This is a genomic window from Crocosphaera chwakensis CCY0110, assembly GCF_000169335.1.
Classification (GTDB): domain Bacteria; phylum Cyanobacteriota; class Cyanobacteriia; order Cyanobacteriales; family Microcystaceae; genus Crocosphaera; species Crocosphaera chwakensis.
Genome location: NZ_AAXW01000002.1, coordinates 35,008 through 60,479 on the forward strand (window position 1 = coordinate 35,008; position 25,472 = coordinate 60,479).

The following is a 25,472-nucleotide window of genomic DNA, read 5'->3' on the forward strand; positions in this document are numbered from 1 at the left end:
AATTAGAAATTGATTCGATTAATTTTAATCATCTCCGATTTTACTTGTGGTAATAGTGCTATCTCGAAGAGATTCGTTTTGCGATCGCTTAAGTTAAAGTATATTAAATAGTTATGTGGTGCTAGAGGGAAAAAAATGACATCGACTATCGAAAAAGGATTTACTGTCTCAGGAATTGGCTTACATTCTGGAGTTGAAACAACAGTAAGGATTTTACCCACCGAAACGAAGCAAGGGCGTTATTTTGTTCGCGTTGATTTACCCGAAAAACCCATCATTCCGGCTGATGTTTCAGCAGTGCATCAAACTTTATTATCCACGGAATTAATGGCCAATGGTGTAACAGTTCGCACAGTAGAACACTTACTAGCTGCATTAACGGGATGCGGTATCGAAAACGCTTGCATTGAAATCGATGGGCCAGAAGTTCCTTTATTAGATGGCTCGGCCAAAAATTGGGTAGATGCTATCATTAAATCGGGTCTAAATCCCTCGGAAATTGTGCTAGGAATCCCCATAGAAGAAGCAATATGGGTTCGAGATGGAGATTCCTTTGTGGCTGCCATTCCTGCCTCAGAAATTCGCTTTAGCTATGGTATTGATTTTCCTTACGAAGCGATCGCTAATCAATGGGTGAGTTGGAATCCTAAAAAAGAACCTTTTCAAAACTTTATTGCCCCGGCCAGAACTTTCGGTTTTGCTGATCAAATCGAACAGTTAAAACAAGCAGGATTAATCAAAGGAGGCAGTTTAGAAAATGCCTTAGTCTGCGATCCCACAGGTTGGGTGAATCCTCCGTTACGCTTTGAGAATGAACCAGTACGCCATAAACTCTTAGATTTAATTGGGGATTTAAGTTTATTAGGCACTATCCCCCAAGCCCATTTTTTAGCCTATAAAGCGAGTCATAACCTTCATGTTCAACTAGCAAAAAAATTGCACTCAGTAGATAAATAAAGTTCCATAATGTAAAGATTTGTCAATAAAATTTCAACCTTACTCCTACCACATCCTAACCGTAACGTCTATTTTCCTTCAGATACTTATTAATGCACAGCTTGTATCAAAACAATGATACTTAATAATCAAATGTGCAATTGAATGAAAAATTTATTAATCTATATAATCTAATATTTTCATCTAACCTTTAGAAGTCCATCAAAAGTTGGAAAATTTATAAACTTCATGAAACAGCTTAATGGTGAGGTAGTAAGACACTCAACTGGCATTGCAGCCCTTGACAATATTACCTGTGGTGGTTTGCCCGAAGGAGAAATTTATGTTGTCAATGGTGCGCCTGGTACGGGAAAAACTATCCTAGGACTCCATTTTCTGCAAGCAGGGGTGCAAGTCGGTGAAAAAGTGTTGTGCATTGCCCTGTCTCAACGGGTAGAAACCCTGAAGCAGACAGCAGATTCAGTGGGAATTGATACGACGGGGATGGTTTTTGAAGAATTCAGCACGATGCAAGCGTTAGAGATAACAGCAAGGCAACAGACCGTTTTTGATACGTCTGAGATCGAGCTAGAAGAGACAATGACCCAGTTTACCAAGATCATCGAAGCGGTGCAGCCCCAACGAGTTGTATTTGACGGGATTTCCTATTTGCGGATGTTGGCCAACGACACTGTGGTTTATCGCCGTAACTTGCTACTGCTACGGGACTATATGTATAACCGCAACATCACCGTCCTATTGACGGATACCCCAGAAATGGCTCCTGGCGATCGCGAACTGGTCGCTATTACCCACGGCATTATTACCCTGTCTAAAGTGACCAGCCCTTACGGCCAAGACTACCGCTATGTGCAAGTCTCCAAAATTCGGGGGACTGGTTTTCAGTCTGGGGTTCACGATATGGAAATTACTAACCAGGGCATGAAAGTTTATCCGCTCTATCCCTTTACTCATCAGGACTCTGACTTCGTTCTCCACACTGGTAATGCCAGCAAGCGGACTCATCAGCGCATTTCGAGCGGTATTGAATCCCTAGACAAACTCATTGGAGGCCATCTATTGACAGGAACTTCTTGCTTGTTGATTGGTCCTTCTGGGACGGGTAAGACTACTGTGGCCACCTCATTTATTCATAACTTTATCCGTCAAGGTGGCAAAGCCAGCATCTTTCTGTTTGATGAATTAGCAAGTACCTTCTTAGAGCGATCGCAAGGACTCGGTATGCTCCCAAAACAGATAAGCGATTCAGGACAACTTCGGATTCATGAATTGGGACTGAGCAAAAGTAACCCAGGGAAATTTACCTATCTGATCGACCAAGAGATTAAGAAATGGGGAGCTAAGGTGGTTTTAATTGACAGTTTGACTGGCTATGGCAATTCTATGCCGAGCAATCAGAAACTGATCACCCAACTCCATGACTTGCTGATCGCACTCAATCAGCAAAATGTTTTGACCTTATTAGTGGTAGTAGCTCAACATGGGGTCATCGGTAATCAGCTACAGGAGGACATCGATATCAGCTACTTGGCTGACGCGGTGTTACTGCTACGGCATTTTGAATCCCAAGGAGCGTTGCATCGGGCGATCGGCGTGTATAAAAAACGCTACGGCGCACACGAAACGCGAATTCGTGAAGTGCAATTAAATTCCTCTGGCATTCATATCGGTCAACCCCTCGAACAATTTTCGGGAATACTCTCAGGTATTCCTAACTATGTTGGCGATACTCAAACCCTGATGAATAATACCCATGAACCAACTGACTGATACTCGACAGCTTTCTTCAAACACCATTGTCATTGCAACTCAGCTAAGGCAAAATGCTAAGGCCATGGGACAGGTTCTCGAAACCCAAGGGTTATCCTGGATAGAGATGGATTCCCTAGAAACAGTCAAAACTGCCATTCGAGCAGAAGTTGGCTTACTAATTATTACCGAAGAGATGTTATCTCTGGACAATAATTTTGAAAAGTTGGTGGAGTGCTTAAACGAGCAGCCTAACTGGTCTGATATTCCTGTAATTTTTTTGCTCAAGAACTGTCGCCACTTTCCAGTTTGCATGGCCATGTTGAAGTCTAGCTCCCATCAGGGCAGTCTTACTCTGCTTGAAATGCCCCTCAAACGTCGCGAGTTTAATTCAACGGTGCAAACTTGCTTGAAAAATCGTCAACGCCAGTTTCAACTACGGGACGCTCTGCTGCGACTTCACCAAAGTAATCAAGCCCTAGAGAATTTTAGCCATGTGGTAGCCCACGAGTTACGTAACCCACTCAATGTGGTGACGGGTAGCTTGGATTTACTTAAACTCAGTTCCCTAGAAAATAGGGAACAAAAAATCGTAGAGATGGGCCTGCGGACTTCCCACAAAATGAACAAAACTCTGAACACCCTATTAGAATTTAGCAAGCTTGAATCTCGACAAAATCTTATCTTTAAGCCTACCGACATGAATAGGGTTCTAGAAGAAGCGGTGAATGGGTTGCAAAATATCATCGATGTTCACCAAGCCTCAGTTAATTGGAATAATCTGCCCGTTGTACAAGGTAATGCAGATTTATTAGAGGAATTGGTCAGTAATTTAATTAAAAACGCCGTCATCCATAATGGGACGGCAGCCCCTATGATCATCGTTATGAGTGAGTTACGGGGCGATCGCTATTACTTTCAAATCGTTGATAATGGGCCTGGCATTTCATTAGAAGATCAGTCTGAAATTTTTAAGCTATTCTCCAGAGTCGGGAAAAGACGGGTTGAGGGTAGTGGTATTGGTTTGGCTCTGTGTCAGCGAATTGTTGATCAGCATGGTGGACATATCGGGGTTGACTCAGAGTTAGGCCAGGGTAGTACCTTTTATTTCGATTTACCAACAGCCTGAAGAAGGCAAAAGGGAACAAAGGATGCTTGCCTCTTGCCTCTCCGAAGGAAGTTAATTAAGACGGGAGTCGACCGTATAATTCAGTCATATAGCGTAAATATTCCGTTAATTCGGGGGTTAACATTTCGGGACGATACCGCCATGTCCAGTTCCCAGCAGCTAACCCTGGGGTATTCATACGGGAAGTGCTTTCTAAGCCTAAAATATCTTGTAGGGGAAAAACGGCTTGATTGGCTACTGAACCCATAGCACAACCAATTAAACTCCAGTGAATACCCTTATCCGAGATACCGCCTAAATAGTCTGTTACTCTTGCTTTTTCTTCAAAGTTGCGTTCAGCGAACCAGCCAACGGTTGTATTATTGTCGTGGGTTCCGGTGTAAGCAACACAGTTACGATTGTAATAATTGTAGGGTAAGAAAGGATTAGCGCGATCGGAGTCAAAGGCAAAGTGTAGTAACTTCATGCCAGGAAACTCATATCTATCCCGTAAAGCTTCCACTTCTGGGGTAATTACCCCTAAATCTTCAGCAACGATGGGTAAGGTTCCTAATACTTCTTTGAGACGGGCAAAGAAGGCATCTCCTGGGGCTTTTAACCATCTTCCATTCATGGCAGTCTTTTCCCCTTTAGGAACAGCCCAATAGCCTTCAAACCCTCGGAAATGGTCGATTCTAACGACATCGTAATATTCTAGGGTGCTTTTGATCCGTTCAATCCACCAACTAAAGTCATTTTCTTGGACTTTTTGCCAGTTATAGACAGGATTGCCCCATAACTGACCCGTCGAGCTAAAATAGTCTGGAGGAACTCCGGCCATTACATCTATTTCTAAGGTTTCTGGGTCAATACAGAAGATATCCGAGTGAGACCAAACGTCAGAGCCATCATAAGCGACATAAATGGGAATATCACCAAAAATTTTCACGTTGCGATCGTTGGCGTATTTTTTGACCCGTTTCCATTGACGAACGAATTCAAATTGAACAAACTTATGATAAAAAATGTCGTCTGCATATTTAGACCGATATGCGTCTAACGCTTGAGGTTCACGTTTAGCAATATCTTTATCCCATTGATGCCATCCTTTTTTGGGGTTATCGTCATGGATAGCCATGAATAAGGCGTAATCATCTAACCAGTAGCTATGACGGGAGCAAAATTGCTCAAATTCTCCTCTTAGTTGATGAAAATTACCATTTTTAAAAGTATCGCTGGCTTTTTTGAGTAAAGGTAATTTATGTTCAACCACTAAGTCATAATCAACATAATCATCAGGGAGATCAGGATAAGCATCTAACTCTGCTTGGGTGACTAAGCCATCTCCATAGAGAATATCAGGGCTAATTAATAAAGGGTTCCCTGCAAAGGCAGAGTAGGAAAGATAAGGAGAATTACCATATCCTGTGGGTCCCAAGGGCAACACTTGCCAGAGGGTTTGCCCCGTGGCTGCTAAAAAGTCAATGAAGCGATAGGGTCCTTCTCCCAAGTCACCAATACCAAAACGACTGGGTAAAGAGGTTGGGTGCAATAAAATCCCACTGGCTCTCTGATAAAATGTCATGGATATCTATGCCTTATCTGCTATGTAATAATACTCTGCTCAAAAGTATTATAAGACAAGAAGGTGGTTAAAATTGTCCTGAATTCTTAGAAAATGATGAATTTTAATGATACATCGTAATAACTTTGTTGCCTTTTGCCTGTACCAACTAGGAAATTAATTTTATAGACTCACTTATTTTTGTCTATAATTAAACAATTCTCACAGAAAAAGCTTAATGAATGAAGACGTTAATGTTAGTCAAGTTCAAGAACCTATTACCTCTGCATCCCCAGAAGTTTGTCAGATTATTGAACGAGTTTTATCCTTAGAAAAAAGTAAATTATCTCTGCGATCGCCCCGAAATATTAATGATGATATCGTTCAAATTATTAAAGAAGTGATTCAATGAAATTATTATCGATTAAATTATGTAATTTTAGACAGTTTTATGGTCAAACCCCAGAAATTGGCCTAGCTTCTGGGGAGCAAAATACAACGATTATTCATGGTAACAATGGCTCAGGAAAAACGACTTTATTAAATGCGTTTACTTGGGTTTTTTATGAAGAGTTTACGGCCGCTTTTACCTCTCCTGAATTACTCATTAATAAACGAGCAATTATGCAAGCGGATATAGGAACATCCGTGGACTGTTGGGTAGAAATTTATTTTGAACACGAATATAAACATTATCAAGTTAAACGAAAATGTTATGCTTGTTTAGATAAAAATGGTACAATTCAATACAGCAAAAATCAATTATTTATGTTGGTAGCAGAAGAGGATGGTCGTTGGTATCCACCGACACAACAACCTGATGATATTATTAACCGTATTTTACCAAAAAGTTTATATCAGTATTTCTTTTTTGATGGAGAACATATTGACCATATTTTTCGTAACAATGATAAAAGTCGTATTGCTGAAGATACAAAAGAACTGTTAGGGGTAAAGGTATTAGATCGTTCTATTGATCATCTTAAAAAAGCAGAAAAAATATTAGAAGAAGAACTTAAAATAATTGGAGATATTAACATCAAAAAAAAGCTAAAAGAAAAAACAAAATTAGAACAAGAAATAGAAAATTTACAAGATAAACAGGAAACTATTATAGAAACACTAAATTCTCAAATATTACAGCAGAAAGAAATATCAGATAAATTAATCACTTTAAATAGTAATGAGCAGTTAAAAAATTTAAAGATTAAACTTGATAAACAAGAAGCTAAATTAAAAAATGAGACAAGAGAATTAAAACAGCAAATTAAGCAGTTAATATCAAATCAAGGTTACTTAAACTTTTTGAGTAATATTATTCCTAAATTTAACACAATTATTACCGATTTACGCCAAAGGGGAGAATTACCCAGTGGAATCAAAAAACAATTTGTACAGCAATTATTAAACCGTCAAAGTTGTATTTGTGGTCAAGAATTAATCGAAGGAAATAATTATTATGAACAAGTTAAACAATGGATGGATAAAGCAGGAATAGCAGTCATAGAAGAATCTGCCATCCGCTTAGAATCTCAAGTTTATGAGATGGAAGAAAAAGTGATTAGTTTTTGGGAAAATGTAGATGAAAAACAAGCTAAACTCGAACAATCTAGATTAGAATTATCTAGGGTAGAAGTAGAATTAGATGAAATTAATCAAAAGTTTCGACATTATCCTGATGCAGATATCAGAAAATTACAAGAAAGTTTAGATCAAATCAATCAGAAAATTCGAGAATTTCAACTAGAACAAGGAGGAATTCAACAACAATTAATTACTTTAGAAAAACAATTAGATACCTTAGATAAAGAGATTACTAAACAGAAACAAAAAGAAGAAAAGCAAATATTAGCTAAACGTAGAAGGGACGCAGCTACAGAAGCAAGAGACAGACTTATTGAAGTTAGAAGTCGCCTAGAAAAACAGTTTCGTCTCTCGTTAGAAAAACGAGTTCAAGCTATTTTTACTGCTATTTCTTTTACCCCTTATATTCCTCGCTTAACCGCAAATTATGAATTAAACTTAATTGAAAATACGTCAGGAATAGCTGTTCCTGTGGCAGCCTCAACAGGAGAAAATCAAATTTTAAGTCTTTCTTTTATTGGGGGAATTATTGATAGTGTCAGAAAGTGGAGTCATAAAAATACTTTGATGGGGCCTGATAGTAGTACCTTTCCTATTGTTATGGACTCTCCCTTTGGTAGTTTAGACGAAATTTATCGCCGACAAGTAGCAAAATCAATTCCTAAATTAGCCAATCAATTAATTATTTTAGTAACTAAAACCCAATGGCGCGGTGAAGTTCAAGGAGAAACCAAAAATTATATCGGAAAAGAATATGTTTTAGTTTATTATTCTCCTAAACCTGACTGTAAACAAGATAGTATTTTACTTAATGGCGTTGATTATCCTTTAGTTCAACAAAGTCCTAATGAATTTGAATACACAGAAATTATAGAAGTTGGTAGAGATAATTGATGAATTATCCCTACACAGGTTATTAACTTAGACTTTTGCGAATATGCTCCTCAATTTTCTTCTTCTTATTATGATCTTCTAGGGAAAAGCTACCGAAATTTTGACTACTGGTGTTCACATGGGCCATAATTTTTTGCTTACGTTCCTGTTTAAGCGTGGGTTTTAGAACTGGTTTAGGTTCCGGTGTCGGTTCAGGGATAGGGGAAGGGGTTGGTGTGGGTTTAGAGGTCTTTTTTGGTGAAATATATTGAGTTCCGTTTGTACTGTGTTTTAAGTGTTCGAGAATACGTTTTTTACGATCATTCATGGCCATATTTTTAATGTGTGAAGTTTTGTAACTAACTCTAATTGTAAAAGATTTATTCATCCCTGACTACTCTAAATAGAGCATCTTTGCGTACAATGTTAAGAAGACAACAAAAAACTGAATGAGAGTGTACAGTTTATGTTAGAAGCAGTTTCTAAAACTGATATAATTTATCCCAGTTCAGACGGTGAACCTGTGGCAGAAACTTATATTCATTTATATGCTATTTTAACCACGTTAGAAGTCCTTAAACAGTATTTATCAGGCCAGCAAGCTACTGTTTTAGCGAATCAATTTATGTATTACAGTCAAGGACTTCCCAGAATGCGAGTTGCGCCGGATGTTATGGTTATTTTTAACGTGGAACCAGGGGGAAGAGATAATTATAAAATCTGGGAAGAAAAAGAGGTTCCTCAAGTTATTTTTGAAATGACCTCTCCAGGAACAAAAAATCAAGATCAAGAGTTTAAAAAGACATTATATGAACAATTAGGAGTGAAAGAATACTGGTTATTTGATCCTAAAGGAGAGTGGATTTCTGAAAAGTTAATCGGTTATCGTTTAAGAAATAACATTTATGAAATCATTGAAGATAATATTAGTGAACCTTTACAGTTACAGTTAACAGTTGAAGGGCAATTAATTGGCTTTTATCGAAACGATACAGGAGACAAATTATTAATTCCTGAAGAGTTGGCCGCAGCTTTACAACAAAAAGAAACGGAACTACAACAAAAAGAAACAGAACTACAAAAGGAAAAACAAAAGTTATCTGATGTCGAGTCTATGCTAGAAAAATATCGTCAACAGTTTGGAGATTTACCCGAATAAATTAACAATTATTATGTTCCTTACCACTGATTATTTTAGCGAAATTATTGCTTGTTGTAAAAAAAGTTCTATTGGTAAACAGTTACCCACTGCTTTATATGTTCATGTCAGTGCAATTAATTCTCTTGATATAAGATTACAGGAATACGAAAAAAAAGCTAGACTAACTGAAGATATTCAAGGGGCAACTATCATAAAATTTAATACAGATAGACCTCTTATCTCTTATTTATTTTATCCAGAATTTGATAACGATCCGCATCCTGTATTAACCTTAAGTATTGTTGTTAATTTAGATACAGAACAAGTTAATTATTGGGACTATAAAAAGAAAAAAAATCCACCCATTCTTCATAGAAAAGAAACGTTTATTACTTCTGATTATCCTTACTATGAAATCTTTAGCCATTTAACGAAGATGGAAGAAGAATTAGAACTATTAACCTTAAATGCGCCCATTGGCACTAAACAGGAATGGGAAAAAAGATTAAAGCGTAAACGGATTACTTTGGAGGGGCATTATTTAGCTTGTCATTGTCCTATTTTTCCAAAAGAAACAGTTAGTATTCAAATAGAAAGACATAAAGCAGCTATTGTTAGAAATACTTTATCTCGTCCTGTTCGTTTAGGGTTAGATTTATTATTATTCGAGGAAGAAACTACATTTTTTGACTATGGATGTGGTTATGGGGGTGATGTAGAAAGAATTGCCGAAGCCGGTTATAAAAGTCAAGGATGGGACCCTTATTATTGTCCCGATAATCAAAAAAGTATCGCTGATATTGTTAATTTAGGTTATGTCATTAATGTCATTGAAGATATTAATGAGAGACGAGAAGCTTTAGTAAATGCTTGGGAATTAACTAATAAAATTTTAATTGTTTCTGCACAAGTTTTAATTGATGATAGAGATAGGGGTGTTATTGCCTATGGAGATGGCATTATCACGAATCGTAATACCTTTCAAAAATATTATGAACAAGAAGAACTAAAATTTTACATTGATCAAGTTTTAGATGTTGATTCAATTCCCATCGGATTAGGTATTTATTTAGTCTTTCGGGATGAAAGAGAATCTCAAAAATTCCGTGCTTCTCGCTTCCATTCTAGGGCAAAAACTCCTAGATTAATTACCAAAGTAAGACGGTTTGAAGACTATGAACACCTCTTACAACCCCTAATGGAATTTTACACCGAACGGGGAAGATTACCAGCTAAAGGAGAACTTAAAAATGAGGCACAATTAAAAGAAGAATTTAGAAGTTTTCGTCAAGCATTTAAGGTTATTTTACAAGTTACTCAAGAAGATGATTGGGATATGATTACAGAAAAACGTCGTCAAGATTTATTATTATATTTGGCATTAAGTCAATTTGATCGCCGTCCAAAAATGCGGGAATTATCCCCAGAAGTTAAACAAGATATCAAGTCGTTATTTGGTAGTTACAATAGTGCTTGTGTTATTGCTGATACTATGTTGTATCAGGTAGGAAATTTAGAAATTATTTCCCAACTTTGTCAAAAGCAAACTGTTGGTAGAAAGCTAAGGAATTCCTTACTTATTCATATTAGTGCTTTAGAAAACTTAGAACCTTTATTACGTTTATACGAAGGTTGCGCCAGTCGTACCGTAGGAAGACTAGAAGAAGCAAATGTAATCCAATTTTCGTGGCGTATTCCTAAAATTACTTATTTATTGTATCCCGATTTTGATAATAATCCTCATCCTCCTCTTCACAGTCGGATGCAAATTCAATTAAGCAATTTACGGGTTAATTATTCTGACTATGCAGAAGATGACAACCCCCCGATTTTACATTATAAAGATAGTTTAGTTTCTCCTGATTATCCTTTGTATAAAACCTTTAAACAGTTAACGGAAAAAGAACAAGAATTAGGGTTATTAGATGACTATCGTAAAGTTAACCGTTTACTAGGATGGTTAGACTGTTTAAAAGAAAATAATTTAATTTTAGAAGGTCATGAATTAAAATCTAAGCCATCAACATAAATATTAACGGTTAGGAAAAATTTTGAAAAGATAAATTTGGGAACTATTTAGGTTTAATTGCTGTCTCTCTATTTTTGTGATCCGAATTTTATTGATTGACATATCAGAGTTTGTATTGTTATAGTTTTGAGAATCAAGAAAATTGCTCAATTGTGGTGTGTGGGAAGTCTAGAAAATGAAGTTATCTGTTGTTATTCCCTGTTTTAATGAAATTGGGACGATTGGTCAAGTTATTGAAGCGGTTAAAGCATCTCCTGTCAAAAATTGTGAGATTGTTATAGTAGATGATTGTTCAACGGATGGAACGAGAGAACTTCTACAATCTAAACTAGAATGTCAAGTTGATCAAGTTATTTATCATCACAAAAATAAGGGAAAAGGGGCTGCATTAAGAACAGGTTTTGCAGCAGTAACAGGGGATATTGTTATTGTTCAAGATGCTGATTTAGAATATGATCCACAAGAGTATCCTTTAATGATAGAACCGATTGTAAAACGGAAAGCGGATGTCGTTTTTGGTTCTCGTTTTCAGGGTAGTCGTCCCCATCGAGTTGTTTATTATTGGCACATGGTCGGTAATAAATTTTTAACTACTTTATCCAATATGTTGACTAATATTAACCTAACAGATATGGAAACCTGTTATAAAGCGTTTAAACGAGAAGTTATTCAATCTATTAAAATTAAAGAAAGTCGTTTTGGCTTTGAACCAGAAATTACCGCAAAAGTAGCAAAAATGGGATGTCGTATTTATGAAGTTGGGATTTCTTATTATGGTAGAACTTATAAAGAGGGAAAGAAAATCGGCTGGAAAGATGGATTTCGAGCAATTTATTGTATTTTAAAATATAATTTATTTGGTTAATATTACTAGATTAAAGACTTAATATAAAGGTAAAATGAGAGAGACTAAAAATGGTGACTACACCGCAGATCCAACCGATAAGTTTTGAAGATTTTTTAGAATGGTATCCAGACAATGGGAAAAGCTACGAATTAATTGAAGGTGTAATTGTTGAAATGCTTCCTACTGGTTCCCCTGAAGATATTAGTGGTTTTTTAATTGCTGAATTAAACTTGGAAATTCGTAAACAAAATCTGTCCTATTCTATTCCTAAAAACTGTCTGCTAAAACCCCTTGCCCCTCGTTCTGGATATTTACCCGATGTAGCAGTTATTAATCGAGAATACGTCAAAAATGAACCTCTTTGGGAAAAATCATCTGTGATTCAAAATGGCCAAACAATTCCTTTCGTTATTGAAGTTGTTAGTACGAACTGGCGAGATGATTATGGACATAAATTTGTTGAGTATGAAGCAATGGGAATTGTTGAATATTGGATTGTTGATTATCACGCTTTAGGGGCAGTTCGTTATATTGGTAAACCCAAGCAACCAACGATTACTATTTGTCAGTTAATTGAAGGAGAATATCAGATGGAAAAATATGTTAAAGGCGATCGCTTAAAATCGAGCATTTTTCCTGAATTGGAATTAACAACTGATGCAATTTTTCAAGCAGCAGAATAAAATTTATAAAAAAATAGTTAAATGAAATAGGATAAAAGAAAAAATACAATGACAAACAAAATAATGTAAGATAATATTTCTTTAAATTTGTCTTGTTTTGTTTTAGGTAATAAGCGTTTTTTCATCTTAGCACAAGGTATCCATACTCTATTGTCTGACCAAAATCCAGATGATCCAACTAAAGAGTAACCATTACTTTCATAAAATTTAATTGCATTCATCGATGACATTGTATAAAGCACTTTATACTTTTTCTCAATTGCTAATTCCTCTAGTCTTTTAATTAATTTTGTCCCAACTCCTTGACGAGAATAATAAGAATGGATATAAATACCATTGATTCGAGGTGAGACCATATCTAAACTAGCAAATCCTATATATGAGTGATTAAATTTTGCAACAATTACTTTTTCTCGATAATAGCATATCTTTCTTATACATTTTTGATTACTAACCAAAGATTCAATCTGTTGAGAATTATAAGAGTTACTACACAAAAATCTAAGTGAATCTTCTTGTATGGCGAGAATTTTATCTATATACTCTTCATGGGGATGATCAATTAAAATCTCCATAGCTAAATGATTAAATTAATAATGAATTAATCATATAATTCTCTTAAAATAGTTAAAAATATCAGCTTTTTTTGATAAATTATAAGAGGGTTAAAACAATAAGGAGACACAACATTGCTCACACTGGGTGTTAATATTGATCACGTTGCCACCATTCGCCAAGCCAGACGAACCGTAGAACCCGATCCCGTTGCTGCGGCTGTTTTAGCAGAACTAGGGGGCGCAAACGGCATTACCGCACATTTAAGGGAAGATCGCCGTCATATTCAAGATAGAGATATTCGCTTACTTAGAGAAACCGTTCGCACCCATCTCAACCTAGAAATGGCCGCCACTGAGGAAATGGTAGCGATCGCTCTAGATATTAAACCCGACTACATTACCCTCGTGCCGGAGAAACGGGAAGAAGTAACCACAGAAGGAGGCTTAGATATCGCTGGAAGCCTAGAAAAGTTAAAAAACGTGGTGGATCGACTTCAAAGCGCAAACATCCCTGTGAGCCTCTTTATCGACGCAGACGAAGCACAGATTAAAGCTTCGGCTGAGACTCAAGCCAAGTTTATAGAACTGCATACAGGAAAATATGCCGATGCACCGAATGCAGATATCCGTCAACAAGAATTAGACACATTAAAAATAGGCTGTGAGCAAGCATTAGACTTAGGTTTACGGGTGAATGCAGGTCATGGTTTAACCTATATCAATGTGTATCCTGTGGCTTGTTTACCAGGGATGGAAGAACTCAATATCGGTCACACTATTGTCAGTCGCGCGGTGTTGGTGGGGATGGAACGGGCGGTTAGAGAGATGAAACTAGCGATGAGAGGAGAATTATAATATTTGTAGATGGGCAATTCTGCCCGACATTTGGTTAAATTAATTGAGCAAGGTATGTCAACCCCGAATCAAAGTCCTCCTAAAAAGGGGAGGTTTTAACAACAATTTTCCGATAAACAAGTATCAATGAAACTCGATTTAGATCAACTTAACTTTGACCGCTGTGAAGACGAACCCATTCACATTCCGGAATTGATTCAAGGATATGGCTATCTGTTTGCCCTTGAGGAACAAAGCGGTGAAGTAAAAATTGTCAGCGATAATATCTCAACTCTGCTGCAACAGCATGAAGACATCTTGGGCAAAAACTTCTTTGAGCTGCTGGATATGGACGAAGAAGACTGGCAATTCATTCAAGAAACCTATGAGCGCGCCCGCACCCGCCAGACTCGGCTGCCACTGCAAGTCGTATTTAGAAATGAGGTGCTAATAGCAGGTAATCCGCAAGATTTTTATGCCGTGCTTTATAGCTCTGGCTCATATCAGGTGCTGGAAATCGAACCAGCGACCAAATTTCGGCAGACTTATTCGGCAAAACATTACATCAAACTCTATTCGATGAATGTCGCGCCCAAGTTCAAAACCTTCAAGAGTTTGGAGACGATGGCACGAGAAATCGTCGAGACGATTCGCTATATTTCTGAGATGGAGCGGGTGGTGCTGTACCGCTTCAATGAGGATGGCACGGGTAAAGTGATTGCCGAAACCAAACACGATGACTTAGATTCTTATCTAGACTTGTATTATCCAGCTTCAGACATTCCCCAGCAAGCGCGGGAGCTCTACAAAATTAACTGGGTACGATTGGTTCCCGATGTAGACTTACCTTCAGCCCGACTGATTCCCACAGTAGAAGACAGCGATCGCGAACCCCTCGACTTAACCCATTCGATTCTGCGGAGTTTGTCCCCTATCCATCAACAATATGTGAGAAACCAGGGGTTAAAAGCATCGATGTCGTTTTCCTTGGTAACCCATAACCAGCTTTGGGGCATGATCTCGTGTCATAGCCGAGAACCTCGCTACATTGAGCAAAACGTTCGCTTAGAATGTGAAAGTCTCTGCCAACTGTTTAGCTGGCATCTCTATGCCAAAGAAGAAGAAATTTACTTTGAAAAGCAACAAAACCTAGAGAGAGCTATCAACCAGATGCTCGAAAAAACTTCTCTAGATAATTCGGCGGTGAAGGTGTTTCAAGAAAACGAAGCCGAAGTCTTAGACCTAATGGATGCCGATGGGTTTATGTTCTTTTCCAAACCCCAGAATATTACTCTCGGCACTATCCCAGAAGCACAGATCCTCCCTGAGCTAATTCGGCTAATGAATCAACAAGAAGGCGAACCCTTTTACTCAGCTAAAATTACCGACGAAATTAGCGATGAGGCAGCATTAAACGGTATTAAAGGGGTCTTGCTGCTGCCCCTGTTCGAGCAGAAGAACTACTTTACCGCCTGGTTTCGCACCGAACGCCAAGAAAAGATGAAGTGGGCAGGGGTTCCGCAAGAAAAATCGGCGGTAGGGTCAAAACGAGAACGGCTTACCCCTAGAACCTCTTTTAAAATACACGAGCAGGTGATTACGGGTAAAAGCAAGGACTGGGATCAAAATGATGTGGACATGGCCGGGCGGTTTAACCGCGTCTTTATGGCTCATGCCCTAGATACCCAAGAGCAAATGAGTAACAATTTATCGGAGTTAGAGGAGAATGATCGCTACAAAAATGAGTTTTTAGCCACCCTCGCCCATGAGCTAAGAAATCCCCTCTCGCCACTCGCCACTGGGCTTTCTCTCCTAGAAAAAGGCCCATTACCCGCCCAACAGACCAAAGTGGTTAACACCATGAAACGGCAGGTCAACCACATGACTCAAATGATTGAGGATCTGATGGATATTTCTCGGATTACGCGGGGGAAGATTCGCCTAGAGAAAGAGCAGTTGACCGCCCAAGCAGTGGTACAGAATGCGGTAGAAGTTTGTGCCGAACTCATAGACGACAAACGCCATACTCTGAGCCTTGATCTGCCCGAAGATCCCCTGTGGGTGTACGGGGACGAAATGCGACTCACCCAGATACTGACTAATTTGTTGAACAATGCAGCCAAATATACCGATCCAGGGGGTGAGATTCAAGTAGCAGTACATCAGCAAGAGGATGCAGTTTGCTTCCGCGTGGTGGACAACGGGATCGGCATTCCCCCGGAACAGATTGACCTGATCTTTACGATGTTTACCCAGATGGATGCCTTTGCTAATCGCTCGAAAGGCGGTTTAGGGATTGGTCTACCTTTGGTGAAACGCTTGGTCAATCTCCATGATGGTGAAATCTTTGCCAAAAGTGTCGGTGCTGATCAAGGCAGTGCTTTTGAGGTGCTACTACCCTTGGCCGCTTCTCTCGATAAGGAATCGGCAGGGGACGTACCAACATCCAGCGATGCTCAGGAAACGGGTACGAAACTGTTGATTGTCGACGATAATGAAGACAACGTGCTGATGTTTGAGCTTCTGCTCGAATCCTTGGGATACGAAATCCGAACTGCCAGCAATGGAACGGAGGCGATCGCAGTTTTTCGAGAGTTTCAGCCGAATATTGCTCTGCTGGATATTGGTCTACCTGACATCAATGGTTATGAGCTATGCCAGCACCTTAGATCCTTGCCAGAAGGGAAAAATACGGTATTCTTTTCCCAGTCGGGTTGGGGTGATGAAAAAGCCTTTCAAACCGCTCGCGAGTCTGGTTTTGCCGCTCATTTTGTCAAACCTGTCGATCACGATGTCCTCATCAAAGCATTGCAAGAAGGGAGCCGAAGGCTACGCAGAGCTTGAAGGAGGCAGGAGTGGAAAGGCAGGAGGCAGAAGCCTCGTTAATTGCGTTACCCTAAGCCAACCTGAGTTCGACAGAAGGTAATTGTTGGAAAACTTATCCCATAAAGAAGTCCCAAACCCCGATTCTCTGGTTAACAAACTCAGAACTCCTAACTCACGTTAAGCCGTTGTGCATTTAAACAGGGAATATGAATTATTAATAAACCCTGACCTATAATGTCCCCTTGGGTTGAATAATAGTAATTGGGTAAATAGCAATTAATTATTCAGCAATGACCACCTACCATTACGTTTTAGCTAGTCAACGCTTTCTTTTAGAAGAAGAACCCCTGGATGAAGTGTTGAGAGAAAGAGTCAGAAACTACCAAGAACAAAACAAAGAAATTGATTTTTGGTTAGTTAAACAACCAGCATTTATTGAAGCTCCAGAATTTGCTGAAATTAAAGCAAAATGTCCTCAACCTTGTGCTGCTATTATTTCTAAGAATTCTGAATTTATCACCTGGTTGAAATTACGTTTAGAATACGTTGTTAAAGGAGAATTTGAAGCCCCTTCTTCTAGTATTCCCGATCCCATTGCCTCTTTAGAAGCGGTTTCATCCTAACAATAAATGTCAGAAAAAAAGACCTAAAAAGTTTATTTTTTCGACAAATAAAAGGGCGAACCACCGTTCGCCCCTAAGATTAACTATCGGGGGTCACTTCAACGGTTTTCACCTCACCTAACTCTCCAATAACTTCTGCTGGTTTATCATTAACGGATAATTTAACCGCTCCTGCATTTCCAGCACGAATGGTTAAGGTTTCTTGAGCATCCCAGCTTTGTTGCTCTCCTTCTTTTAAAATTCCCTCATATTCGACTTTACCATCGACACTAACTTGTAACCAGGAGTCTCCTTCTAGTTGTAATGCTGCCGTAATGACTTTTTCTGTAGCAGGTTGACTGATTGTATCCTCAACAGTTTCTGTGGGAGTTGGTGCGCTTGTTTCAGTCACTTCAGATGGACTGGTAGTTGCTTCTGGGGTTTCTTGGGGAGACTCCAAAATAGGGGAGGGTTCTTCAGAAGATATAATGGTTTCTGGTTGGGCAATAGAATCAGAATTTTCCGAGGTTTGAGTCGGTTCTTGTGGTTGAGTTGGTGGGGCAGTTGCAGTCGATTCGGTTACAGTAGAACTAGGTTCAATGGTTTCTTTGGGTTCCGTTGGTTCAGTTGTAGTGGGGCTGATTGTAATAGTTGCTTCTGGTTCAGTTGACTCAGTAACGGTTCCAGTCTCTTGAGTTTGTGCCGTTTGTTCGGTAGCTGGAGGACGAGAAAAGAGGTAAAATAATCCTACAATGGCTCCTCCTAAAACTACCAAGTAAATCCAGTATAATTTTAGTTGTTTGAGCAAGGAAACCTCAGAACGTTCGGGGATATCTTCCGAAGGATGAACTAAGGTTCGGGGCTTAGATTTAACGGCAACGGATTTATTATTATCTTCATTAACCAGGGTAGCAGGAACCTCTTGACCTACGTGAGATTCTTGAGGAGGAGAAGCGACTAAGTTAGGAGAAATAGTCGGTTTTTCTGCCTCAGACGCATTAATTTGATGGGATAAGCTATATCCATCAATACCTAAAGCTTCCCCGTAGCGACGAATAAACCCCTGTACATAAATTAATTCAGGTAACTGTTCAATATCAGTCTTTTCTAAGGCTTTTAGCATAGGTAAACGGATAAAAGTCATTGATGCTATTTGTTCAATACTTAATCCTTGTTTAACTCGTTGTTCCTTAAGATAAGTGGCAATTTTTCTAATTTGTTCAGCTTGTGTGGAACTATATTTACTCATTGGGATTTTTATGGTTAATAGGATTTTAAAAAGAGTGACGCATAATTATGGAAAGTAGATTCCATGTTAGGAAATGGTAACATTTGCTACGCTTACAATTTAACAGAATTTGAGGCAGTAGGGGATAGTGTGGTAGATGTGTGTAGCAACTTTGTAGGAAATTTAGGAGAAGATTTAACTTTCACTACTTATGGGACACTACAGGGAATTACTATAGTATCTTTAATGGACAAATATAGATATGAAAGTAACACTTAGGATTAGTGGGTACTAAATTTTTCAACTATAGGTATGAATTGATTAAGACCTAGTTTACCCATTGTTTCAATAAGTTCTGATTGAAATAAACTTAATGAACTTGATGAGAACTTTCTATTGCTAACTCTCATTTCCATCTCTTTATGAATCCAGTCCATTATGTCGTGGTCACGAGCCTCTAAGTAATCTTCATAGTTCCAAATAGATATTAATGAAGGAAAGACTAAGGAAAAATAATCTAAAAGTGCATCTTCATCAAGTATAGAAAGGCCACGGTTGTATATTATGTTATTTTTATCATTAACTTTGTAAAGAATTCCTTTGGTAATATCAAAATATGTCAAATTATCAGCACGAACATCAATAAAGTTTTTTGCTATCTTTGCTTTAGGTCTACGATTAAGAACTTGAACTTCATTAATACAACGTCCTAATAACTGTATTCCATGAATAGCTGAACCTTCTGAAAAAATTAAACGTTCTGATGATTCATATTCGGATAACTGAGTTTTAAGATTCATTGTTTCCGGACGAATAATTTTAACATTAATTTTTCTCAATAATTGTTCTAAATATACTTCTCCTGCAAACCGAATATTCATACCTGCTCGTGAAATGTAAATAGTTCCTTGTTTTGGTTTCTTGATTAGCTGTTTCTCAACAAGACAGTCAAGTAAATCAAGATATTCTTGTGATGGACCAAGGTTATTAAGTTGTTCTGATTGGGGAGCAACAGAAAGTTCTTTAGCAATACAAGGCTGACTAATAATTTTGACTTGATTAGGAGATATATTATACCAATTTAAAATTTCACGAAAAAAAGAAGGCGTATTAAAAAAATCAAAATAATAAGGATTTTTTGCAGAAAAAACAAATTTTGCTTTTGGTAGAATATGTTTACTATGCAAAAGACGTGTACTAAAGTCTGCAATTTGATGACCAAAATGGTCTACAATAGGTCCACACCATACTAAAGGTTCTTCTATAAAAGAATCTATTTTATAAGAAGGAAAAGACGGAATGTTATCAACTGGAATACCATTATTACATTGGCGAGCTTCCATTTGTTTAGACCAATCAGGCCAAATTGGTCCTCCCTTATGAAATAGACCGTTTTGATGTGCATCTAACAATTCACTATATGGAATAATTGGAACATTATTAAAAGTTAAAATATGTCCTAATCGTTTTTTATAAGATACATAACCTGATTGATTAAGTGTTTCTTTAACTGATAAAACTTGTGGATATAATTTAAGTTTATGCAAACTCCAAAAAATTTTTTTTTTCATATCATATAATTAAAATAATTTATATTAGGCTAATTATAGCATTTTGGGGACTCATGAGGTAAACTTAATATTTAACTCTATTGCTTTATTGAAATTATCAAGAGCCAATTGCATTTTTCCTTGATACTGATGAGGAATCCCACAATGCTATAGTGCTACGCACTGGGGAATAGGGAATGGGCAATGGGCAATCGTTGATTAGATAATGGTTTCAGCGTTAACAAGTGTCCTAATACCACATTCGGTTCTCAAACCTATCTTATCTTCTAGAAGAGGCAGAAGACAGAAGGGTTTTAACGCTTTAAGCTATTAATTTTAAAAGGGGGTATCTCAAGCGGATTTGGTATAACTCATATGTTGCACCTTCGCTAAAACTAGCTAGTTTAGGGAGGCAAGAGACAAGAGGCACTCATGCAAGAGTTTTTGATTTTGATGGTAACTTATTCAGAATTGATTACCTTATCGTAATTATTAAGTTTATCTCACTGGTGTCTTTCTGGAGATCGCCTTATCCTATCATAATTTAATACCCAAAACCTGAGTATAAGCTCCCCTCGCTTGAGTTACGCCGATAGTTCTTTGGGATGCTTCAATCATAGGACGACGTAAACTAACGACAATAAACTGTGCTTGTTGTGCTTGTTGTTGAATCATTTTTGAGAGTCTTTCGACATTTGCCCCATCTAAAAACATATCCACTTCATCAAAGGCGTAAAAAGGAGAAGGACGATATCTTTGTAGGGCAAATATAAAGCTTAACGCGGTTAATGATTTTTCTCCCCCTGACATAGAACTTAACCGTTGTACGGGCTTTCCTTTGGGGTGTGCGACGAGATTTAATCCCCCTTGAAAGGGGTCTTCTTCATTTTCTAATTGTAAGTATCCATCTCCTTGGGAAAGGGTCTCAAATATGTTTTTAAAGTTCTCATTAACTGCGTCGAAGGATTCTTTAAACGACCTAAATCTTAAGGTAGTAAAGTTTTCTATCCTTAATAATAGTTCGGTTCTTTCTCCTTGAATGGTGGTTAATTTTTCCGTGAGTTCGTTTAATCTTTCTTCAGTTTTTTGATGTTCTTCTAAGGCTAACATATTCACGGGTTCCATCGCTTCTAAGCGTTTTTGTCCGTTACGAATGTCTTTTTGCAGTTGTTCAATATGAGGGGTTAAGTCTGTGGTCGTTTCATCTATTTCTGACAGTAACGGAACTTCTGGTAAGGGGTCAGGTAATTCATTTTGTTGGCTTTCTTGTTCTTCTTTTAAACTAATTAGATTCTCTTTTCTTTCTTGTTGTGTGGTTTGCAATTTCTCTAAGTTCCATATTTTTTGTTGATGATTTTTTTGTACTGTTTTCAACTGTTCTTCAATGCGATCGCGTTCTTTTTTGGTTTCCCCTAATTTTTGGGTTAAGTCTTCTAATAGTTTTTCTAAGTTACTAATTTTATCATTGATGGTTTCTAGTTGCTGTTTAATATTAATTTTTTCATTATTTAAGTTGACAATATTAGTGTTTTGTGCTTTATTTTTATCTTGATTTTCTTTAATTTTTTCCTCTAAAGAAGATAATTGACGGTTAATTTCTTCTCGTTTATTTTCCCCTTGACGCAGTTCATTTTCCCTTTCTTGTAGTTGCTTTTCTTGACTTTTAATTAAGGTTTGAATTTCTTGCCATTCGCTGTGGGTGTGAGATTCTTCTAGTTTTCTTAGTCTTTCTTGTTTTTGTTGTAAGTCTGCGGTTAATGGGGGAATTTCAGCAGCAATAATTTTTAATTGACTATCTAAGGTTTCTGCTTCTTGTTTATGACGAGATACCTGCAAGCTTAACTTTTCTTGTTGTCCTTGTAATCGTTGAATTTCTTTTTCTAACTGTTCCCGTTTTAAGTGTTGTTCTCTTCCGCTTTGTCTTGCTTCGGTTAACTCATTAGATAGTTGTTTAATTTGCTCAGATTTTCGCTGTAGTTTTTCCTGGTTACGAGATAGTAACTCTTCTAAATCAGCTAATCTTTGTTTTAAGGATTTAATTTCATGGGATTCTCCTTGGACTAAGGTTCCAAAACGAATGGAAGAACGTTTAGGGCGACTTCCTCCTGTCATGGCTCCACTGGTTTCTAACAAGTCCCCGTCCAGGGTAACAATGCGCTGTTTTCCTAAGTGATGTCTGGCATCATTTAAGGTTTCAAAAACAACAGTATTACCAAAAACATAAGAAAATATTTTTTCATGTTCAGGGCGACAAAGCACTAAATTAACAGCTAAATCAACAAACCCTTGGGCATAGTTTAAACTATTATTGTTTTGTCCACGATAGGGCTTTATTTTTGTTAAAGGTAAAAAGGTTGCTCGTCCTGCTTTTGCTTGTTTTAAGAGCTTAATTCCTGCAGCAGCGATAGTATCGTCTTCGACCACAACATAACCCAAACGTGATCCGGCTGCAATTTCTAGGGCTAGTTGATAACTGGGTTTAACTTGTCCTAATTGTGCCACTAAACCACAAACCCCAGGTAAATCAGAGTTTAAAATTAGTTGAGTTGCGTAGGTTCCTTGAGCTTCTTGTTGTGCCTGTTGAGAGGCTTCTAAACGATCTAACTGTCGTTGTTTTTCTCGGTACTCTTTATCTAAACGGGTTTGGGTTTCTTCGAGGATACTTTTATCTTGTTCTGCGGTAGATAGTTGTTGAGCAAGCTGTTGTATTTTTTCTTCATGGGGAATAGATAAACCCTTAAATTCTTGTTGTTGTTCGTTTAATTCTATCTCAATACTTTCTAATTGCTGTGTTTCATCATTAATATTATTTTGTAACTGTTGAGAACGTTCTGTTAACTGTGCTTGTTGGGTTAATTGAGGGTTTAATGTATCTTGTAACGTAGAAATTTGACGGCTTAATTTTGCTTGTTCTTGTACCCAAGTATCAGACGCTTCTGCAACTGCTGCTGCTTGTTTTCTGACCATTTCTAGGGTTTGATAGGTGCGATTTCTTTGTTCTTTTAAAAGGGGTAATGTCTCTTGTTGCAGACTATTATTATCTTGAGTCAGTTGGGATAAAGTCTGTTTTTGTTGGGTAATAATTGTTTCAGTTTCTCTTATTTCTTGTTCAGTTTGTTGAATAAGATTATCTAATTCTTGTTGTTTTTGTTGTTTTTGGTTGCGTTGCGCTTTTTGAGTTGCTAACTGAGATGCAACGGTTAACTGCTCATCTTCTCCTAATGCTTTTACCTGACGGTTTAAGTCTTCCAGTTTAGTAGTATTTTCTCTTATCTTTTCAGTGAGTTCATTAATTCCTTGATTTAATTTTTGTTCTTCCTGTTCTCCTGTAGTAATTTGAGTTTGTAAACGAGATATTTTTTGCTGTAAGAATTTCCAACTTAAGACGGTTTCCCATCCTTGTTTTTCTTGAATTTGTTGTTTTAATTTTTTATATTTTTCTGCTTTTATCTTATCCGCAGCTAACCGTTCTAAAGACCGTTTTAACTCGGTTTCAATAATCTGACAGCGTTCTTCTCTTTCCCTAACTTCTTCTAGGGTTTCTTTTGTTTTCTCTATTTTCCGATCAAATTCTGCTACACCAGCTAATTCATCAATAATATTTCTTCTTTCTTTCCCATTCATACTAATAATGCGAGTAACATCCCCTTGTAAAACCACATTATAGCCTTCAGGATAAATTCTCAAACGATTTAATTGTTCATGAAGTTGACTGACATTACAAGGTTCATCATTAATATAATAAGTCGATGAATAACTACCCCCTTTTGTCACTCTTAAACGTCGAGTGACTGTCCATTCACTGCTAGTAATTAAACCATTTTCTTTGCTTATTTCTTCAGTATGATTCCCATTACCATTATTATTATTCTCTTCAGTTAATGCTATTTTAGTAACAGGAGGATTATCTCGACTAAATTCTTCTAAATCAGTTAAATCAGACACATCAAAAGTAACAGAAACATAAGCCTCTTGAGTCTTGCGATTATTGCTATGATTATGATTAATTAAATCTGGTAATCGTTCGGCCCGCATTCCCTTAGATGTAGCTAACCCCAAGCAAAATAACAAAGCATCGAGTATATTAGATTTACCCGATCCATTGGGGCCTGATACGACAGTAAACCCAGGCAAAAAAGGAATGGCAGTGGTGCCACCAAACGATTTAAAATGAGATAATTCGATGCGCTTAACATGAACCATAGGCGCGGTAGGGATAATCTAATTGCAGGCTATGATCATACCTGATCTATCTAGTTTAACAAGTTACGACTCTTTTATGCGTACAAAAGTTTCAAAAGAGCTAACATTGATTGATATAACGCTAAGTTGCGATCACTCGACTTGAACCGCGATTACAATCTCCTTCCAACACCAGAGCTTTTGATATGATAAAATAAATTTAGTCTATTATACCTTGAATAAAAAAGTAGATTTCAAACTAGCTCAACATACTGTTTAGCAAGAAAATATTTTTATGAGAAGTGTAGAAAAAGAAAATAAAACGTTATATAAATTAGACTTCGGAGAATGGATTGATCAACAAGTAATCGCACTCAAAAATAAAGATGTTACTGCTTTAGACTGGGTGAACTTACAAGAGGAAATAGAGTCATTGGGAGCTAGTGATAAGCGAGCAATTAACAGTCTGACTCGTCAATTATTAATTCATTTATTATTATATGCTTATTGGACTGTTAATCGAGATTTTTATCTCTCTGGTTGGAAAATTGAGATCAATAATTTCAGGAACGATTTATCTGATTTTTTAGATTCTAGAAACTATTATCAGCATTTTGAAAATAATCTTGACAAAAATTATAATAAAGCTTTGAAACAGGTAAACTTAAAAGCTGAAAATGCTAATTTATCTTTAAATTTACCCTTAAAATATCCATTCACAATTGAACAAATATTAGACGATGATTGGTATCCACCCTTACTTAACATTGATTCAAAATTGTGAATTTTCTATCTAAAGTAAAACTATTATGGGCTATGGGCATTCAGAAAAAGTTACATTTGTTTATCTGAGATTGAGTTGCGATCGCTCCTCTTTTTTAAGCTCTGTTCCTAACCCACAATATACTTAAACAATAGCAGTGACGGGACTCGAACCCGCGAGTTATCCATATATCTCCTCAACGCGCTTCCCTGGTTCAACTTTCCTGTCAAACTCGGTGCATCTGCAATATTGATACATGGCTCCCCGTTACTCCTCATTGGACTGGCGGGGTATCCTTCCCCTTCAACGTTGGGGGATGCTCTACCTCCTGAGCTACACTGCTTTGTAATATAAATGTAACACATAATTCAAAAAATGTCTTCAATTGAGATTTA

Annotated in this window: 20 protein-coding genes; 14 read left to right on the forward strand and 6 right to left on the reverse strand. The window is 37.4% G+C overall.

All coding sequences use genetic code 11. The annotated features are described in order from the left end of the window. Positions 1–135 precede the first annotated feature (135 nt). The 3 genes from lpxC (at position 136) to CY0110_RS27825 (ending at position 3,835) form a co-directional block, all read left to right on the forward strand. Positions 136–957 carry a UDP-3-O-acyl-N-acetylglucosamine deacetylase gene (gene lpxC, locus CY0110_RS01315; RefSeq protein ID WP_035798044.1) on the forward strand — a complete coding sequence of 274 codons (822 nt, stop codon included), beginning with the start codon at positions 136–138 and terminating at the stop codon, positions 955–957. Between the two features lie 228 nt (positions 958–1,185). Further along, complete coding sequence (locus CY0110_RS01320) at positions 1,186–2,727, forward strand: ATPase domain-containing protein (RefSeq protein ID WP_035798046.1); 1,542 nt, start codon at positions 1,186–1,188, stop codon at positions 2,725–2,727. Then, positions 2,711–3,835 carry a sensor histidine kinase gene (locus CY0110_RS27825; protein ID WP_050779933.1) on the forward strand — a complete coding sequence of 375 codons (1,125 nt, stop codon included), beginning with the start codon at positions 2,711–2,713 and terminating at the stop codon, positions 3,833–3,835. Before CY0110_RS01320 ends, CY0110_RS27825 begins: the two co-directional genes overlap by 17 nt. A gap of 55 nt (positions 3,836–3,890) precedes the next feature. Here the strand turns inward: CY0110_RS27825 and malQ are convergent, their stop codons facing one another. After that, on the reverse strand, positions 3,891–5,399 hold the full coding sequence (gene malQ / locus CY0110_RS01330; protein WP_008272753.1) for a 4-alpha-glucanotransferase: 1,509 nt from the start codon (positions 5,397–5,399) through the stop codon (positions 3,891–3,893). A gap of 217 nt (positions 5,400–5,616) precedes the next feature. Between malQ and CY0110_RS30295 the strand changes: the two genes are divergently transcribed. After that, positions 5,617–5,790 (forward strand): hypothetical protein, encoded by a 174-nt coding sequence (locus tag CY0110_RS30295; RefSeq protein ID WP_008272755.1) that lies wholly within the window; start codon positions 5,617–5,619, stop codon positions 5,788–5,790. Further along, on the forward strand, positions 5,787–7,856 hold the full coding sequence (locus CY0110_RS01335; RefSeq protein ID WP_035798048.1) for an AAA family ATPase: 2,070 nt from the start codon (positions 5,787–5,789) through the stop codon (positions 7,854–7,856). The genes CY0110_RS30295 and CY0110_RS01335 overlap by 4 nt, the downstream gene beginning before the upstream one ends. 22 nt (positions 7,857–7,878) lie before the next feature. Here CY0110_RS01335 and CY0110_RS01340 read toward each other — a convergent pair whose 3' ends face one another. Continuing rightward, positions 7,879–8,163, reverse strand: a complete 285-nt coding sequence (locus tag CY0110_RS01340) for a hypothetical protein (RefSeq protein ID WP_035798259.1) — start codon at positions 8,161–8,163, stop codon at positions 7,879–7,881. Between the two features lie 138 nt (positions 8,164–8,301). Between CY0110_RS01340 and CY0110_RS01345 the strand changes: the two genes are divergently transcribed. The 4 genes from CY0110_RS01345 (at position 8,302) to CY0110_RS01360 (ending at position 12,535) form a co-directional block, all read left to right on the forward strand. Next, positions 8,302–8,994 (forward strand): Uma2 family endonuclease, encoded by a 693-nt coding sequence (locus CY0110_RS01345; protein WP_035798050.1) that lies wholly within the window; start codon positions 8,302–8,304, stop codon positions 8,992–8,994. A gap of 13 nt (positions 8,995–9,007) precedes the next feature. Continuing rightward, on the forward strand, positions 9,008–11,005 hold the full coding sequence (locus tag CY0110_RS01350; RefSeq protein ID WP_035798052.1) for a DNA phosphorothioation-associated putative methyltransferase: 1,998 nt from the start codon (positions 9,008–9,010) through the stop codon (positions 11,003–11,005). A gap of 175 nt (positions 11,006–11,180) precedes the next feature. Beyond that, complete coding sequence (locus CY0110_RS01355; RefSeq protein ID WP_035798054.1) at positions 11,181–11,870, forward strand: glycosyltransferase family 2 protein; 690 nt, start codon at positions 11,181–11,183, stop codon at positions 11,868–11,870. Positions 11,871–11,920: 50 nt separating this feature from the next. After that, complete coding sequence (locus CY0110_RS01360) at positions 11,921–12,535, forward strand: Uma2 family endonuclease (RefSeq protein WP_035798056.1); 615 nt, start codon at positions 11,921–11,923, stop codon at positions 12,533–12,535. A 17-nt stretch (positions 12,536–12,552) separates the two neighbouring features. Here the strand turns inward: CY0110_RS01360 and CY0110_RS01365 are convergent, their stop codons facing one another. Then, positions 12,553–13,110: a GNAT family N-acetyltransferase gene (locus CY0110_RS01365; RefSeq protein ID WP_071943739.1), complete on the reverse strand. Its 558-nt coding sequence runs from the start codon at positions 13,108–13,110 to the stop codon at positions 12,553–12,555. A gap of 114 nt (positions 13,111–13,224) precedes the next feature. Here CY0110_RS01365 and CY0110_RS01370 point away from each other — a divergent pair, with 114 nt between their 5' ends. The 3 genes from CY0110_RS01370 to CY0110_RS01380 all read left to right on the forward strand — a co-directional run bounded on the left by CY0110_RS01370 (position 13,225) and on the right by CY0110_RS01380 (position 17,375). Next, positions 13,225–13,947 carry a pyridoxine 5'-phosphate synthase gene (locus CY0110_RS01370; protein ID WP_035798059.1) on the forward strand — a complete coding sequence of 241 codons (723 nt, stop codon included), beginning with the start codon at positions 13,225–13,227 and terminating at the stop codon, positions 13,945–13,947. A 126-nt stretch (positions 13,948–14,073) separates the two neighbouring features. Beyond that, a complete protein-coding gene (locus CY0110_RS01375; protein ID WP_008272796.1) occupies positions 14,074–16,770 on the forward strand; it encodes an ATP-binding protein in 2,697 nt (898 codons plus the stop codon). Between the two features lie 272 nt (positions 16,771–17,042). Further along, positions 17,043–17,375 (forward strand): MgPME-cyclase complex family protein, encoded by a 333-nt coding sequence (locus CY0110_RS01380; protein WP_008272822.1) that lies wholly within the window; start codon positions 17,043–17,045, stop codon positions 17,373–17,375. A 79-nt stretch (positions 17,376–17,454) separates the two neighbouring features. On the opposite strand, the gene CY0110_RS01385 is transcribed toward CY0110_RS01380, so the two are convergent. Next, positions 17,455–18,603, reverse strand: a complete 1,149-nt coding sequence (locus CY0110_RS01385; protein ID WP_008272825.1) for a helix-turn-helix domain-containing protein — start codon at positions 18,601–18,603, stop codon at positions 17,455–17,457. Between the two features lie 63 nt (positions 18,604–18,666). Between CY0110_RS01385 and CY0110_RS01390 the strand changes: the two genes are divergently transcribed. Next, positions 18,667–18,861 carry a hypothetical protein gene (locus tag CY0110_RS01390; RefSeq protein WP_035798062.1) on the forward strand — a complete coding sequence of 65 codons (195 nt, stop codon included), beginning with the start codon at positions 18,667–18,669 and terminating at the stop codon, positions 18,859–18,861. Between the two features lie 2 nt (positions 18,862–18,863). Here CY0110_RS01390 and CY0110_RS01395 read toward each other — a convergent pair whose 3' ends face one another. Then, positions 18,864–20,153: a glycosyltransferase 61 family protein gene (locus CY0110_RS01395; protein ID WP_035798064.1), complete on the reverse strand. Its 1,290-nt coding sequence runs from the start codon at positions 20,151–20,153 to the stop codon at positions 18,864–18,866. Between the two features lie 516 nt (positions 20,154–20,669). Further along, positions 20,670–24,335 (reverse strand): chromosome segregation protein SMC, encoded by a 3,666-nt coding sequence (smc, locus tag CY0110_RS01400; protein ID WP_035798066.1) that lies wholly within the window; start codon positions 24,333–24,335, stop codon positions 20,670–20,672. A gap of 274 nt (positions 24,336–24,609) precedes the next feature. On the opposite strand from smc, the gene CY0110_RS01405 reads away from it, so the two are divergent. Continuing rightward, positions 24,610–25,098, forward strand: coding sequence for a DUF29 domain-containing protein (locus tag CY0110_RS01405; protein ID WP_008272843.1), 489 nt, complete (start codon positions 24,610–24,612; stop codon positions 25,096–25,098). Positions 25,099–25,472 lie beyond the last annotated feature (374 nt).